Annotated in this window: 26 protein-coding genes; all 26 read left to right on the top strand. The window is 45.1% G+C overall.

Going from position 1 to position 14,559, the window contains the following annotated elements:
- Window positions 1-13 precede the first annotated feature (13 nt).
- The gene (locus tag B3R91_RS01665; RefSeq protein WP_286796150.1) at window positions 14-919 is read left to right on the top strand and encodes a GPO family capsid scaffolding protein; all 906 of its coding nucleotides are present in this window, start codon (window positions 14-16) and stop codon (window positions 917-919) included.
- Window positions 920-982: 63 nt separating this feature from the next.
- Complete coding sequence (locus B3R91_RS01660; protein WP_286796148.1) at window positions 983-1,984, top strand: P2 family phage major capsid protein; 1,002 nt, start codon at window positions 983-985, stop codon at window positions 1,982-1,984.
- 3 nt (window positions 1,985-1,987) lie between these two features.
- A complete protein-coding gene (gene gpM / locus B3R91_RS01655) occupies window positions 1,988-2,725 on the top strand; it encodes a phage terminase small subunit (RefSeq protein ID WP_286796146.1) in 738 nt (245 codons plus the stop codon).
- Between the two features lie 103 nt (window positions 2,726-2,828).
- Entirely contained in the window at window positions 2,829-3,269 is a 441-nt protein-coding gene (locus tag B3R91_RS01650) for a head completion/stabilization protein (RefSeq protein WP_286796144.1), read from the top strand.
- The gene (locus tag B3R91_RS01645; protein ID WP_286796143.1) at window positions 3,266-3,490 is read left to right on the top strand and encodes a tail protein X; all 225 of its coding nucleotides are present in this window, start codon (window positions 3,266-3,268) and stop codon (window positions 3,488-3,490) included. The genes B3R91_RS01650 and B3R91_RS01645 overlap by 4 nt, the downstream gene beginning before the upstream one ends.
- Before the next feature lies 1 nt (window position 3,491).
- Complete coding sequence (locus B3R91_RS01640; protein WP_286796142.1) at window positions 3,492-3,956, top strand: hypothetical protein; 465 nt, start codon at window positions 3,492-3,494, stop codon at window positions 3,954-3,956.
- Window positions 3,953-4,291 carry a hypothetical protein gene (locus B3R91_RS01635; RefSeq protein ID WP_286796140.1) on the top strand — a complete coding sequence of 113 codons (339 nt, stop codon included), beginning with the start codon at window positions 3,953-3,955 and terminating at the stop codon, window positions 4,289-4,291. Before B3R91_RS01640 ends, B3R91_RS01635 begins: the two co-directional genes overlap by 4 nt.
- The gene (locus B3R91_RS01630; RefSeq protein ID WP_286796138.1) at window positions 4,284-4,799 is read left to right on the top strand and encodes a glycoside hydrolase family 108 protein; all 516 of its coding nucleotides are present in this window, start codon (window positions 4,284-4,286) and stop codon (window positions 4,797-4,799) included. The genes B3R91_RS01635 and B3R91_RS01630 overlap by 8 nt, the downstream gene beginning before the upstream one ends.
- Window positions 4,796-5,203, top strand: coding sequence for a phage tail protein (locus tag B3R91_RS01625; RefSeq protein WP_286796136.1), 408 nt, complete (start codon window positions 4,796-4,798; stop codon window positions 5,201-5,203). Before B3R91_RS01630 ends, B3R91_RS01625 begins: the two co-directional genes overlap by 4 nt.
- Window positions 5,200-5,640: a phage virion morphogenesis protein gene (locus B3R91_RS01620; RefSeq protein ID WP_286796134.1), complete on the top strand. Its 441-nt coding sequence runs from the start codon at window positions 5,200-5,202 to the stop codon at window positions 5,638-5,640. The genes B3R91_RS01625 and B3R91_RS01620 overlap by 4 nt, the downstream gene beginning before the upstream one ends.
- A gap of 8 nt (window positions 5,641-5,648) precedes the next feature.
- On the top strand, window positions 5,649-5,828 hold the full coding sequence (locus tag B3R91_RS01615) for a hypothetical protein (protein WP_286796133.1): 180 nt from the start codon (window positions 5,649-5,651) through the stop codon (window positions 5,826-5,828).
- 120 nt (window positions 5,829-5,948) lie between these two features.
- Window positions 5,949-6,509, top strand: a complete 561-nt coding sequence (locus B3R91_RS01610; protein WP_286796131.1) for a phage baseplate assembly protein V — start codon at window positions 5,949-5,951, stop codon at window positions 6,507-6,509.
- Window positions 6,506-6,871, top strand: a complete 366-nt coding sequence (locus tag B3R91_RS01605) for a GPW/gp25 family protein (protein ID WP_286796129.1) — start codon at window positions 6,506-6,508, stop codon at window positions 6,869-6,871. The genes B3R91_RS01610 and B3R91_RS01605 overlap by 4 nt, the downstream gene beginning before the upstream one ends.
- Window positions 6,868-7,812, top strand: a complete 945-nt coding sequence (locus tag B3R91_RS01600) for a baseplate assembly protein (protein WP_286796127.1) — start codon at window positions 6,868-6,870, stop codon at window positions 7,810-7,812. The genes B3R91_RS01605 and B3R91_RS01600 overlap by 4 nt, the downstream gene beginning before the upstream one ends.
- A complete protein-coding gene (locus B3R91_RS01595; RefSeq protein WP_286796125.1) occupies window positions 7,805-8,332 on the top strand; it encodes a phage tail protein I in 528 nt (175 codons plus the stop codon). The genes B3R91_RS01600 and B3R91_RS01595 overlap by 8 nt, the downstream gene beginning before the upstream one ends.
- A gap of 9 nt (window positions 8,333-8,341) precedes the next feature.
- On the top strand, window positions 8,342-8,791 hold the full coding sequence (locus B3R91_RS01590) for a hypothetical protein (protein ID WP_286796123.1): 450 nt from the start codon (window positions 8,342-8,344) through the stop codon (window positions 8,789-8,791).
- 29 nt (window positions 8,792-8,820) lie between these two features.
- Window positions 8,821-9,612 (top strand): phage tail protein, encoded by a 792-nt coding sequence (locus B3R91_RS01585; RefSeq protein ID WP_286796121.1) that lies wholly within the window; start codon window positions 8,821-8,823, stop codon window positions 9,610-9,612.
- Between the two features lie 16 nt (window positions 9,613-9,628).
- Window positions 9,629-10,168, top strand: coding sequence for a phage baseplate protein (locus B3R91_RS01580; protein ID WP_286796119.1), 540 nt, complete (start codon window positions 9,629-9,631; stop codon window positions 10,166-10,168).
- Between the two features lie 26 nt (window positions 10,169-10,194).
- Window positions 10,195-10,740, top strand: coding sequence for a hypothetical protein (locus B3R91_RS01575; protein ID WP_286796117.1), 546 nt, complete (start codon window positions 10,195-10,197; stop codon window positions 10,738-10,740).
- Window positions 10,716-11,153, top strand: a complete 438-nt coding sequence (locus tag B3R91_RS01570) for a hypothetical protein (protein WP_286796116.1) — start codon at window positions 10,716-10,718, stop codon at window positions 11,151-11,153. Before B3R91_RS01575 ends, B3R91_RS01570 begins: the two co-directional genes overlap by 25 nt.
- Before the next feature lie 2 nt (window positions 11,154-11,155).
- Complete coding sequence (locus tag B3R91_RS01565; RefSeq protein ID WP_286796115.1) at window positions 11,156-12,112, top strand: hypothetical protein; 957 nt, start codon at window positions 11,156-11,158, stop codon at window positions 12,110-12,112.
- Window positions 12,112-12,696 (top strand): hypothetical protein, encoded by a 585-nt coding sequence (locus B3R91_RS01560; RefSeq protein ID WP_286796113.1) that lies wholly within the window; start codon window positions 12,112-12,114, stop codon window positions 12,694-12,696. Before B3R91_RS01565 ends, B3R91_RS01560 begins: the two co-directional genes overlap by 1 nt.
- 11 nt (window positions 12,697-12,707) lie before the next feature.
- Entirely contained in the window at window positions 12,708-13,307 is a 600-nt protein-coding gene (locus tag B3R91_RS01555; RefSeq protein WP_286796111.1) for a phage tail sheath C-terminal domain-containing protein, read from the top strand.
- Window positions 13,308-13,334: 27 nt separating this feature from the next.
- Window positions 13,335-13,850 (top strand): phage major tail tube protein, encoded by a 516-nt coding sequence (locus B3R91_RS01550; protein ID WP_286796109.1) that lies wholly within the window; start codon window positions 13,335-13,337, stop codon window positions 13,848-13,850.
- Window positions 13,851-14,023: 173 nt separating this feature from the next.
- The gene (locus B3R91_RS01545) at window positions 14,024-14,431 is read left to right on the top strand and encodes a phage tail assembly protein (protein ID WP_286796107.1); all 408 of its coding nucleotides are present in this window, start codon (window positions 14,024-14,026) and stop codon (window positions 14,429-14,431) included.
- A 5-nt stretch (window positions 14,432-14,436) separates the two neighbouring features.
- The gene (locus B3R91_RS01540) at window positions 14,437-14,556 is read left to right on the top strand and encodes a GpE family phage tail protein (RefSeq protein ID WP_349681526.1); all 120 of its coding nucleotides are present in this window, start codon (window positions 14,437-14,439) and stop codon (window positions 14,554-14,556) included.
- Window positions 14,557-14,559: the final 3 nt, after the last annotated feature.

The following is a 14,559-nucleotide window of genomic DNA, read 5'->3' as shown; positions in this document are numbered from 1 at the left end:
ACTGAGATTGACTATGGCTGATCCTGTATTGCCCGGTAAACGAGTTGTCAAACGCTTTCGCGTCGCCCGTGAGGGTCAAACGGTCGATGGCCGTTCACTCTCGCAGCAGCAAATTATTGATATGTCTGAGACATATGATCCTGTTGAGTACACTGCTCGTATTAACTGCGAGCACATGAGCGATTATTGGTCAGGGCTCAATGGTAGAAATAATGAAGGTGCGTTAGGTGACATTATCAAAGTTGATCATGGCGTAGAAACTTTCACACAAAATGGTTCTAACGTTCAATTAATGTGTCTGTATGCCACGTTATCTGTTCTACCTACTTTGGTCGAAGCGAACCAAAAAGGTAATAAGATTTTTACGTCTATCGAGTTCTACCCCAAATTTGCTGATACTGGACGCGCCTATTTAGTTGGACTTGCGGTTACTGACAGACCGGCATCCCGCGGTATCGAACCACTAAAATTCAACCGTAATGCAGATGCCTTGCGCACTGACATTAATGATCAAGAGCTTATCCTTATGACTAAAACCGCCCCAGCTACAGCAGCCAATACTGATCCTGCAACACCAGTAGTTAATAACACCACAGAGCAGCCAGTTACCGACACTCAGACTCAAGACCTAAACACCCAGCCTGAAGCTAATAATTTTTTGCAAAAGCTGTCAACCATGTTTGCATCTAAGAAATCAGGCATGAGTACTCAAGAGCAAGAATTGGTCTTGCAATCATTTAAAACGCTCAACGAAAAGACAGAGGGCGTAGCTGAAGGAAATGAAACGTTGAAGACTCAATTATCAGAATTAAAGACTGAGTTTGAATCGCTAAAGAACCAATTGTCGACTCAGCCTTCTACTAATTTAACGAATATCCCTCCTTCCGCTGGGACTGGCTCCCAACTAACTGAATACTAACATTCAGTTTTAACCCATGAGTGCCAGCACTCAGTTGCGTTACCTCTATTATTAAGGATATTTATGTTTACTTTAGATCCGCAAACGGCGCTACAGCTTGAGCAGTACAAACAGCAAGTAGCCCGTGTTAACGGCGCCCAAAACTACGCCGCTGCTTTTCCAATCGCTCCCGCAGTTGAGCAAAAGCTCATTGAGGTTTACCGTCAAATGACGGACTTTTTGGGCAAAATTAACATTCAAGGCGTCAAGCAAGCTCATGGTCAGAAATTAGGTCTTGGTGGCAATCAGTCTGCTGCTAGCACTACTGACACTCGTATTCAGCCCCGCCGCCCTACTCATTTGGGTACGCTTGAAGCAATCGATGATTACCTTTGTACTCAGACAAACTCTGATATCGCTTACCTGTATGAAGTTATCGACAACTGGGGTTATTTACCAGACTTTCAGACTAAGCTTGCAAATTTAGCGGTCAAGATAGTCGCTGAAGATAAGCAGCGCGTTGGCTTTAACGGTCTCTATCGCGCCAAGACCTCAAACCGTGAACTCAATCCTTTGCTTCAAGACGTTAATATCGGTTGGCTTGAGAAGATCCGAGCTTACAACGAAGAGCGTCATATCGATGGTATTACGATTGGTGCGTCGCATGAGTTTAAGAACTTAGATGCCTTAGTAGAAATGGCTATCAATGAGCTAATTGGCGAGCAACATCGTCAAGCCAATGGCTTAACCGCTATTACTAGCCGCAACTTAGTTTCTGACAAGTATGTTGGTCTATTGAACCAGAACTTGTCGCCTGTGGAGGCCACAGCAGCGCAAGCACTTTATCAACGTCAGCAACTTGGTAGTTTGCCTGTCGATACGCCTGCCTTTTTTGTACCAAATGGCTTGTTAATTACTACTCATGACAACCTATCTATCTATCAGCAACGCGGCTCTATGCGTCGTCATATTATTGATGAGCCGCAATGGGATCGTACAACTGATTATCAATCGGTCAACGAGTGCTATGTTGTCGAAGACTATAGCAAAACGGTCTTAATCGAAAACATCGTAATAGAAGGCTAAGAAATGAAAACCAACTCCCTGCGCAATCACTTTGTCCGTACTCAAGCTGCCAAGAAAGCTGCTGCTGCCACCGCTGATCCGAGATTATCTGCTCAAGTACTGGGTCGTCGCACCGGTACAACGATGGTCAGTCAATCGACTCCTATCAGTGATGCACCATCTGATGGCGACACCAATCCTGATGCTAGTAGCAATATTGAGCTGAAGTTTTGGAACGATGATCAGCATCTATCAAACATCCAATCCATCAATCATAAAACAGAGCTTAAAAAAGAGTTTCTACCGTTTTATATGCCATGGATTGAAGGCACTATCGCTGAAGGCGTCGGTGGTCAAGATGACATGCTGGTTAAGCTTATGGTTTGGTGCTTAGACACTCATGAGTTTAAGACTGCTATCGATATTGCCGAATACGCATTACTTAATGATTTTGTGATGCCAGAGCCATTTACCCGTGATGTGGCCACTGTATTCGTTGAGCAGCTTGCTGACGAATTATTGACACTCGAAAAAGATAATGATGTCTCTGTGTATGCTGATTTGATTCAGCGAGCTATTGATAGTACGACCGCACAAGATATGCCAGACCAAGTCCGCGCCAAACTATATCGTGTACTTGGTGACAGCTTAAAAGATGCCAAGCCAGACGATGCTATCCACGCTTACAAGACTGCGATTAAGCTTGATGACAAAGTCGGCTGCAAAAAAGACCTCACCCAGCTTGAGAAAGCTGGAGAGTAACGTCCCCACCCGGGAAGCGGCTCACTAAGACAATGCTATTTGCTGATCGCATCATACCAACGTCAAAGTGACTACCGCTTTTCTTTTATCTGCAGGTAATATCATGCTGATCAATCAGCAAGTCCAAGCGAAAAACGTCCCTAACCATTACGCTCATCTGCCCTCAGTTAGTACTGAAGACATGGTGCAGCTAATGCGGATTGATAAAACGCTTGGCGCTGACCGTATCGCAGGTTATATCGACAATGCTTATGACACGATCAATGGCGAATTACCTGCCTCCTTTTTTAGTCTACTCACTTTGCAGCGTCACTTATCTGAAAAGCGTCTCCGCACTGATATCTTTGAGCGCACCTATAAGCGCGCCATTATGAATGAAGCGGCCGCACTCATCGCTGATAATTATGTTGATTATGATACGACCAGCCAAGGCACTATTAGTGGTGATGTTCAGCTGACAAAATCTGACCGCTTACGTCGTATTGTCAGTCACTGTATCGCCGATATGACTGGTCGCCGCCGTAATCGTGTGAAACTTTTATGAGTACTAATCAATATCAGCGGACTATACGCGCTACACAAAACGATACGCTTGACGCCATCGCTTATCGCATATACGCACACAGATCTATGGATATGCTACCTAAACTGATAGAGAGTAATGCCGAATATACGCCTCAAGCTCTATTGCCGACTGGTACCGTTGTTATCTTGCCAAACGATAATGCTGTTGCTGCAGCACCATCTATAAAACTATGGGATTAATATGAAAAAACCGACAACTAAAAAAGTCTGGCTACTGCGTATAGGTTGTGCATTAGGTTGGCTCGCTGCGATAGCTGTTTGGATGTTGTTAACCATCTCTCATGCCAAGGCCGACACCCCTTTTTTTACTGCCCTCCCTTTCATTACTCCATCGATGCTTGTTGCAACTATCATTGGTACGGTTGGTAGTTTTCTAGCTTTTGGTGAAGACAAGAAGTTTCCACCCTCTGCGACCAGCCTTGGCCATATTTTATTAGGATTTGGTGCGGGATTATTTTTTACTCGTGGCAGTCTGGAGCTAATGGGTTACATCAATAGTAGTGATGATGTTGTTTTACTCGTGAGTTTTCTCTGGGCTGGTATCGGTTATTTCTTTTTACGCCTAGTCGTTGCTGTTGTTAAGTCAGAAAAAATGGTGGAGTTACTGCCAGATTGGGCTGCTAAATTATTAGGAGTCAGCAAATGATGGTGATTATCAATATATCTGCAATGGTTTTGGCTGCGCTCATGTTGTTTTGGATGCTAATGCGTACCCGATGCCATGACAGTGTGGGCTGGTGGGCATTTCGTGTATTGGCATGCTATGCACTGGTTTGTTTTGTCTATCTTGCTTATGACACTAGCATTCTCGGTGACAAACTCCCTATCCGTTATATGTTTATACGCTTTGGGTGTTTGGCACTCGTTGCCGCGATGTACTTGTCATGGTATTTACTCATTAAACAAAGTAAGAAAACGCGAGAACAGGATTTTAATTCTCGTTTGAATGGTATTTTTAATAAAGGAGCTAGTGATGACTAATAACACTACTTTTGATAAGGCGTTTGACCGCTTAATGGTCAACGAAGGTGGTTATGTGAATCACCCGCGTGACCCAGGTGGCGAGACGATGTACGGTGTCACTAAGCGCGTCGCGGTCGCTCATGGCTATTATGGCAATATGCGTAACCTACCGAAGTCGTTTGCCAAAGAAGTGGCTAAAAAGTCTTATTGGGACGCAGCGCACTGCGATAAGTTTGATTCTACCATTGCCATTCAAGTCTTTGACGCTGCTTACAATCACGGACCTAACCGCGCTATAAAGCTCTTGCAAAAGGCAGCAGGCATTACAGGGCGTCAAGTCGATGGTATTGTTGGGTCTCAAACTATTGGGGCTGTTAATCGTTTACCCGCCAATGTAATTGTCTTTAAGTTCTTGGCTGAACGATTAAAATTCTTTACCGATCTTGGGAATTGGAGCGCTTTTGGTAAAGGCTGGTCACGTCGTATTGTTGAGCAGCTCGAAGCAGCCGCGGCTGAACTTTCATGAAATACCTGCAGCAGCTAAAAGACGATTTACTTGCCAAGTTTGCAGCGCAACTGACCGCAGACAAAGTGCATCTTTTTTTAGTGAATGGTGAGCTGCCATCCAATAGCGGCGATATTAACTATATCGCCCGCTTCTTATTTATTGACTGCCGTGACAATGATCCTTTTAGCTTAATGACGTTCATTCGTAAGTGGTTTGAATCAAAAGGCTATCCGGTACCAGACTTGAATTTTGACAGTGAAATCATAGATGCCGAAACTTATGATCTTACGGTTGATATTGGTTTAATGGATAAACTGGTCATTAACGAAAGCGGCGACTATCACCTCTGTCCACCCAAAGTGTGGGCTGATGCATTGGGTAACTGGGTTACCAAAGATATTGCTGACGCGGTCGGACCATGAGTGATAACTTTGACGAATTAGCGCCTTGGCTTAACCGCATCAACCAGCAGTTGAATGACAATCAAAAGCGTAAACTAAACCGCCGACTTTCTACTAAGATGCGTACTGCATGGAAACGCCGTATCAAAGCACAAAAAGACCCAGACGGCCGCCGCTTTAAACCTCGTAAGCGCAGTCAGGTTGGTAGTATTCGTGAAGGTGCAATGTTTAAGCGTTTACCTAAGATGTTAAAGACTGCTTATAGCAGCCGCCACGCTGAGATTGGGTATAGTGGTCGTACCGCTGAAGTGATGGCCGTTCACCAATATGGTAAAACCATTAAGCCTAATGAAAACTCAAAGCCAACGCGTTACCCAATACGTGAAACTGTCGGTTGGTCAGATGAGGATAGAAAGTTAATCATTAATGAAATTAAAGATTTTTTATTGAATGAATAGGTATGGTTATGATAGCTAAGAATGTGGTGATCACTACAGATTACGAAGGTAATAAATATTATATTCCAGTAGATAAGCTTCAAGAGTTTTCAGACTGGTGTGAAAATAAGCCTGATGGTAATAAGTTTGAACACGGTACACTTTTTGAAGGTGAGATTTTTATCGTAGATATTATCGAAAAAATATAATAATAAGTTCTGTCCTCTTTCCTCAACCCCGTCCACAAGCGGGGCTTTTTTATATCCGCAAATCGGACTTACGGTTAAGCACTTGGTGCGCTTGCCTCTGCTGCAATGCAGACTATAGCCATGAATGCAGAACACCAACGCCGCCTACATAACATCGCCACTATCGGTACCGTCATAGAGATTGACGCCGATGCTGCTTTAATGCGTCTAGCAGTTGGTGATAACGAGACCGACTGGCTATCGATACCAACTATTGCCGCTGGTATGGTTAGTGTATGGCGTTGCCCTAGTATGAGTGAGCAATTTTTGCTCGTATCGCCTAGCGGTGAATTGGCTAATGCCATCCCGGTTGTCAGCTTATATAGCGATCACAATCCTAGTCCGAGTACCGACCCTAATGAGATACGCATCCGTTATAACGACACTGATTTTTGCAGTATTGATGTGGTTAATAGTCAGCTTACCATGCATGTCAGCCAAATCACCAATCAAGCGGCGGCCAGCATTGTATGGGACACGCCATCAGCCACACTGACTGGTGATTTGCAAGTTAACGGTTCTATTGATTGCGGAAAGTCAATCTCTGCGTCTGACGAAGTAACGGCCAACGGCATAAAACTAACTGCGCATACTCATAGCGGGGTTGAATCTGGCGGATCAAGTACGGGTCAGCCGCAATGATGATGCACGCAACGGGCATGTCCCGAACCAACGGCGAATTATTAAACCAAGACGAGCATTTACGTCAATCGATACATGACATTTTGACTACGCCAATTGGCACACGATTGATGCGCCGTGAATATGGCAGTCTACTACCTTTTCTAATTGACGCTCCAGCCAATGACGCTACGCGTTTAAAGTTGATGGCAGCCACGGCAACCGCTCTTATCCGCTGGGAGCCTAGGATTAAAGTCAGCAAAGTTAGCCTGTCTTTGATTCATGATGGCATCAATAGCGGCTGGAATACTTTAATTGAGATGCGACGTGCCGACAGTTCCACTTTGACTACATCATTATCGCTGGTAAGGGGCGCTACATGAGTAACGTATTTACCGCTATTAACTTACAAGGCTTACCACCACCAAATTTAATCAAGCCTATTTCGCCTGAAGCTGAGTTGCTTGAAATTCGCGCCGAGTTTGCCGCCAAATTCCCTGTAAATCACCCGATACATGCGGCATTGGCATTAGAGTCAGAACCAGTTAATAAGATATTGGAAGTCCTGGCTTATCGCTACAGTATAAAAGTGAGTGAAATCAATCGAACTGCGCGTAGCCTAATGCTAGCTTATGCCAATGGTGCTGACTTGGATCATGTAGGTGTCACTTATTACCGTGTCCAGCGCAAAGTTTTACAAGTAGAAGACTTAACAACCAATCCGGTCACGCCTGAGATTTTAGAAGCCGATACCGATTATCGTGATCGCTTGGCTTTGTCAGTCGAAGCCGAGACAAAAGCTGGCAGCGCAGGAGCATATTTATTCCACGCGCTATCTGCTAGCCCTGAAGTGTTTAACGCCACTGTACATAGCCCGGCTCCTACTGAAGTAGATGTTTACCTGTCTGGTCAAATTGAAGGCGACGTACTTGAACAAGCTGATCTGACTGTTGGCGTTGGCCAAACAGCCATCAATGACGTCGTGGCCGCGCTTACCGCTGATGATATACGGCCTTTGACCGACTTGGTGCGTGTGCATAGCGCCATAGCAAAAGCTTATGAGATTAACGCGATTATTTATATTAAAGCAGGTATTAGCCCACAGCTCATACTAGCGCAAGGCTTGGCAGCATTACGCGCCTACTTACGCTCAGAGTTTAAGCCTGGTCGCCGCATTGCTACTAGCCGTATTATTGGCGCACTGGATGTAAACGGCGTCAGTCGAATTGAGCTAATTAGCCCCGCGACTGATGTGTTAGTTGATGTCTCACAAGTAGCACACTGCACCAATCACAACATTACAGCGGTGAGTAGCAATGACTGATTTATCTTTGCTGCCGGCTAATAGTAAACCGCTTGAGCGTGAGCTTGCCACACTGACAGCGCATCTTGAATCGATAGATGTGCCTTTTGATTTGATTTGGGATGCTGATAACTGCCCTATCGAATACTTACCGTTTTTAGCTTACGCATGGTCAGTCGATGAGTGGAATGACGCTTGGTCGATTGAGACACAGCGCAACGTGATCAAAAACTCTGTTTGGGTCCATCAGCGTAAAGGTACGTTGGGTGCCGTAAAACGGGCACTTGCCGTCATGAACTATGAAACCAACGTGATCGAATGGTTTGAGAAAAGCCCGAAAGGAATGCCTGGTACTTTTAGTATCGAAGTAAATCCGATGAACGGGGTTATCACTGATTCAGTACGCCAAGTTCGAGCTGTCGTCGATGCCGTTAAGCGTTTGTCTGCTCATTACGATATTTATTTTGGTACCAGTATTAATGCAACTATCGCCGCCTATGCTGTTCCCGCGGTCGGCGTTGAAATTACTATCACTAACTAAGGATTGACCATGCCAAATAACCAACAACCCCAAGGTGTTACTAAACACGTCACCAACCCTATCGCCAATGATTCGGGTAAGTTTGTCGTTGATTTTAAAGTGCTAGAAGATTCAGGTATAGCTACCGCTAGCCATTTAGCCTTAATTATTGATGACGCCGAGGCGCGTGCTGATATCGATATTATCTTTGACCCAGCGCTATTACGTACGCGCATGGACTCAGTGCATATCGAAGTAGTCAGTGGTATAGCGACTAATCTTAATATTTATACATTGCATAAGCCTGAGCATCTGGTCGATTACACCACTGCACCAAAGCGCACCCTCGAGATTACTGCTGATAAATCTGAATTATTCACTGTCAAAAAACTAGGCGACGTTATTGTATTTGATGGCGCTGCTATTGACCGTGTATTAATGCCGGTAGCACCTGACAACGGTGCTGGCCTCCGACCATAATTTAGATAAATACAAACAAAAGGCTCACCATGACATATCAGCTCTTACTGACCACGCTTGGACAACAAAAACTGGCCGCTGCTGCTAGTGCTGGCAGCCCACCTGTGCGCATTACCCAGTTTGCCGTGGGCCAAGGCGTTAATGTTGACTTTAGCCAACGGCTTGATCAACAAGTGCTGGTTAGTAAGCGTTATCAAGGTGCGGTTGAGAGCGTTGCAGCCACGTCAGTCACTGGACAATACGAGATTACTTGTATCGTTCCACAAGATCAAGGCGGTTGGTTTATTCGTGAGATTGGTCTGATTGATAATGCTGGTGATTTAATTTGGGTTGGTCAAGTGCCAGAGGTGCAAAAGCCAGTTGCCAGCTCTACAGCCGCTGTTGATTACCGTATCAAAGCCGTTATCAGTATTGATAACCCTAACGTCAATTTAGTTATTGACGCCAACGTGGTCACAGCTACTCAGTCTTGGGTTGATTCTAGACTTAATATGGTCTGTCAAATGCTGGTACCGTTTGGTTATAAATACTGGACGCATTTGCCAGAAAGCCCTAAACCTCTGTTTGATCAACTGTTAGGCATTCCAACATTTTGGCGACGTTTACAAGGTGTTGAGCTTGTAGCTACCGATGATAATGACCCTCATATTAGTCTTCCTGCTATTTATGCAGGGTTAAATGGCAATATCACACCTAGTAATACAGCACCTGATCACTATCAGCTTTACACCAGTCATCTTTGGGAGCGCTACGATCCTTCTAATGTTTCAGTCCGCTACGACGGACAAAGTAAATACGATGGCACAGCTTATTATCAATAACAACTAGGTAAATATTATGAGTAATCTGAGTTTAACCGCACAGTGGCATGACGACATCAATCAAGTCGAAACTACGGAAAAAATACTGGGCGGTGCTTCGGGTAATGCAAACCTTGCAACCAAACAATTGGCAGAAAACATCCTTTGGTTAAAAGAATTTATGCAGGCATACAAGGTCGGCGATGTCTATGTAACAACTATTAACCATACTAATGCCGCAGCGGTGCGAGCTCATCATGGTTACGGTACATGGACGCGATTCGCGGAAGGCAGAACGCTAGTTGGTTTTTCAACCAAGGCATCTGACCCTGCTGATTATAAAGCGATGGGCAATGAATTTGGCGCAAATACGCATAAGTTGACAATTGATGAAGCTCCAAGCCATACCCATCCTGTTAGCTTCCGGACAGGAGGTATTGGTGGGGCTGGACGCCCTGCAACCGAAAGCCAATCAAGCAGTATGGGAAATTTGGTGACTGAATCTGCTGGCGGTGACCAACCTCACAACAATATTCAGCCCTCTAAAGTCGTGGCTCAATGGTTACGTACCGCTTAATTCAATAAATTCACAGGATAAACACTATGACAGCATTTCATCACGGCATATCAGCTCAAGAGCTAACTCAAGGCATTATGCCTATGCGCAATGCCAATGTCAGCGTAATTGGTCTAGTCGTCACCAGCACGGATGCGGATGACATCATGTATCCATCTGATACCCCAGTACTGCTGACTGGCATTACACAAGACAATATTGATAACGCAGGCACTAATGGCACTTTGCGCGATTGCCTTCAGGCGATACGCGATATCCACAACCCTACCATCGTCCTCTTACGTATGACCGAACCACTGGATGTCGATACCTTAGATGTGTTGTTAACATGCCCCTCTCGCTTTGGTTTGATGCCCAAACGCCTAGGGGCGCCAGAAATTGATACGCCTGATGTTGTACTTAAACTCGTATCTATCGCCAAAAAACGCCGTGGTATTGTCTACGCATCTCCGCGTACCGCTGATGGTGCATTAATCACAGATAAGGCTGCAATCGTGACATACCGTGACACCTACGGTGACCGTGAGCTTTGTCTTATTGATGGCGAATGGGGTGTTCCAGCGGGAAAGTAACACGGCGGCTATGGGCAAGTAAGCCATATCCTGCGCTGGTCGAAAAAGAAGATGCTTATCAGCCCACAGTTAAGCCGTTAAACATCACGCTCAAGCAGATACTAAAAGACACAACGATTGATAGTGATGCGTACCAGCCTAGCATCAGACCGTTAGACATAACATTGCGCTCGCTACTCATGCGTAAAGACATTGACGACAATGACGCGTATATGCCGACAGTTAAGCCATTAGATATTACTTTACGGCATATTTTGAAAGATAAAACAATTGACGATGATGCTTATATACCATCCGCCAGGCCGCTAGATATCACGCTCAAGCAGGTACTGATTAGTCATAACGTATATGACAGTGATGCGTATATGCCGTCAGTCAAGCCGTTAGACATTACATTAAAGAAAGGGGTTTAAAAATGCACCTAGGAATAGCAGGAGAAGTCCGCTGCGTTGTCACCAAAGCAGACGGCAATATCAAGATAGATACCGGTTATCAGAAAAACCTAATCTTAAATCAAGGTTTAGATTTCTTCGGCGGTGGTAAAGGTCTCTATATGAATGCCAATTGCGCGATCGGTAGCGGTAACAGCTCCCCTGCAATCACGCAAACCAAGCTTGATTCGTTTCTTGCGATTGCTTCAGGTTCTGACACCACATCAAATTATAGCTACGTGGATGAAGGTGATGGTCTCTACAAAATGTGGGAGCAGAGAAAATATCGTTTCACAAATTTAGACAATGTAAATATCAGTGAAGTAGGTCTAGTCAGTCAAGGCGGTACTACCGACTACTACTTAACTACTCGTGCTTTGATTAAAGATAGTTCGGGCGCCGCTGGGTCTATTAGCCTCAAACTAGGAGAGACGCTAGATATTTATTATAAGATTTATAAAGTAATTGATACAACTGACAAATCTTTTGTCGTGAATATTTTGGATGGTGCTGGAGGATCTGTACCTTACAACATGATAGTTAGGCCTGTGCTTGTTGGTAACAATAATACAAATTCGGTATCTCCATCGGCTCTAATTTTCCCTTCAAATTTAAAATTCACCACAAGTGATTTGGTAGCAATAGCTACATTTCCTAGTACAGGTCAAGTTGATGCAGCTACAGCAGTGACTTATAGCACATACGTGGCGGGTAGCTCTAAACTTGTGATAACTAGCTCTATAGGGTTGAACGCCGCAAACACAACGTTCCGCACCTTAACAACGTTTATTGGAGCTGCGACAGGACAAAATTACGCATTTTTTAATGTGCAAATTAGATTTGGGCGCGTGTCAGATGACGCACCATTAACCAAAACAAATAAAGATACGTTATCTATCCCACTCGAATTCAGCTGGGGTCGTTACGAGGGCGAATTGTAATGTTACCCGACAATACGCTTACTGAACTTGATAGTGCCTCGTTTTTACCACCACGCAATAAGTCGCAGACAGCGACAAAGTGTTGGGAGCTTGGTGGCATCGCCCTATCTGATACCAGTGAGCCTATGCAGTACTACTGGTACGGCTACGTCAAAGGTAAAGCTATTTACCTACAGCGTAGCGGTGCTGAGCCAGTCGCAGTCTTAGCGTTTGCAGGTGATGTCACTGAGATGAGCTTTAGCTTTGATCAGAACATGCGTCCAACGATCGCATACGTCGAGAATGGCGTAGCTAAGCTGTATTGGTATGACTCAAGCGTGGCTAAAAACGTGCTGACACTATACCCCAATATCACTAATCCACGCTTGTCGCTTGATGATAAGCGCAAGTTCAACATTGGCAATAGCGACATTATTTTTGCTTATGTGACTGACCACAATCGCTTGTGTTACCGCTTACAGCGCGAGCGTTACGGTGCTGAGCATGTACTTGTAACTGACACAACAAAGTCAGTAGATGAACCTTTAAAACTGAACGTAATCGGCATGAGTACTGCAAACCGATTTTTATTCCTAACCAATTAAGGATATACCGAATGACCCAAATAACCCCCATCATCGCCACTGCCCTTGCAATGCGCACGCTCATCGATGAGAGCTATCCTGCGAGCTTTACCAAATCCATCTCTAATATTCCAGTGCCGGGTGTCGATGGTATCGTGCAGCCTCGCACATGGGATTTGGAGGACCCTAATACCGAAGTTGGCTACTTAAATGCTAATGAGGTCACCTCAGTTATCCAGCATGAAGGATTCCGTTTCTGGGGCAATCGCACCTGTTCATCAGACCCGCGCTTTGCTTTTGAGACTGGCACTTTAACGGCTCAGTGGTTGCTTGATACGATTATCAACGGCTGCGCCCCATTTATTGATCAGCCGCTTACGCCCGTACTGGTCCGAGATATCATCGACTCAATCAATGCCAAGCTCCGCGCTACCGTCTCAAAAGGCTGGTTAATTGGAGCCAGCTGCTGGTACAACGAAGACTTGAATAACGAGCAGGATTTAAGCCAGGGCCTACTCTACGTTGACTACGATTATACACCAGTACCAACGCTTGAGAATCTGCGCTTAAATCAACGCATTACCGATCGCTATCTCGTTGACTTTGGCAAGCTCATCGCTCAGGGCGCATAAGCATAAACGACTAAAAGGAACATTCACATGGCAAAACAGATGCCTGCAGTACTCAAAAACTTTAACGTCCGTGTCGATGGCGACAGCTACGCCGGCACAGCCAAAACCATCAACCTACCTGAGATTGTCAAAAAGACTGAAGACTACCGGGCTGCCGGTATGATTGGCGATATCAAGTTGGATATGGGCTTTGAGGCGATGGAATCGACCGTTACTTATACAGGTGTCGATGCCCGGCATATCACTCAGCTGGCTTATTGCGGCGTTGACGCCTTGCCTATTCGCTACATCGGTGCTTATGAGCGTCAAGACACTTGTACTCACGTTGTGCGAGACGTGTACATGCGCGGTTCAGTGACCAACTTACCATTAGGCGAGCTCGAGCTTGGCAGTATCAACGAGCATGAACTGACCTATAGTGTGACGTATCTCAAGATTGTTGATGACGGCATTACCCTACTAGAAGTCGACTTTGTGAATGGTGTATTCATCGTCGCAGGCAAAGACATGACCGGCGAAATCAACGCCAAGTTAGGTCTATAACTCTTTTGGCCAACCGTCAGGGTTTGGATAAATGGCGATTAGCTAGTTGGTGAGGTGACGGCTCACCAAGGCGACGATCTTCAGGCAATGAACAGATTCACTGCCATTCAAACATGGCCAATTTTTTTAACACTACTTTTATTAAAACAACCACACATACCAGGACAAATATTATGAGCAAAGATACTTCAGCTACTATCATCGAAGAACTAAAACAAAAAGACGCTATTACTCCACCGCCAATGCCAACCAATCCAGATATTGAAACGGTTGAGTTTGATAATCCTATCCAACGCGGCGACTTAACCATTAGTCAAGTTAATATCAATAAACCCAAGACTGGCGCATTGCGTGGTCTATCTTTATCTGACCTGCTAAAACTAGATGTTGATACCGTTATCAAGCTCGTACCTCGTGTGAGTACCCCACCACTCGCAGAGCATGAAGTTGCTGCCCTAGACCCTACTGACTTTTTAAGCCTATCTACAGCGGTGGTCGGTTTTTTCGCCAGCAAGGATCAGAGAGCGAAGGCGCGTCAGGAAGCAGAAGCCGCGAAAGCCGGGGCATCCCTCACAGCGTAGATGATGTGATTGCAGACTTGGCGGTCGTATTTCATTGGCGACCGTCTGACTGTGAAGATATGGATATTGATGAGCTGATGAATTGGCACGACAAGGCCCGTAAGCGTAGTGAGACGGATAAATAACTT

The sequence above is a fragment of the Psychrobacter sp. UBA6291 genome (assembly GCF_002439405.1).
GTDB classification, from domain to species: Bacteria; Pseudomonadota; Gammaproteobacteria; order Pseudomonadales; family Moraxellaceae; genus Psychrobacter; species Psychrobacter faecalis.
Note: the sequence above shows the minus strand (reverse complement) of the source record. Positions and strands in the feature narration are given on the sequence as shown.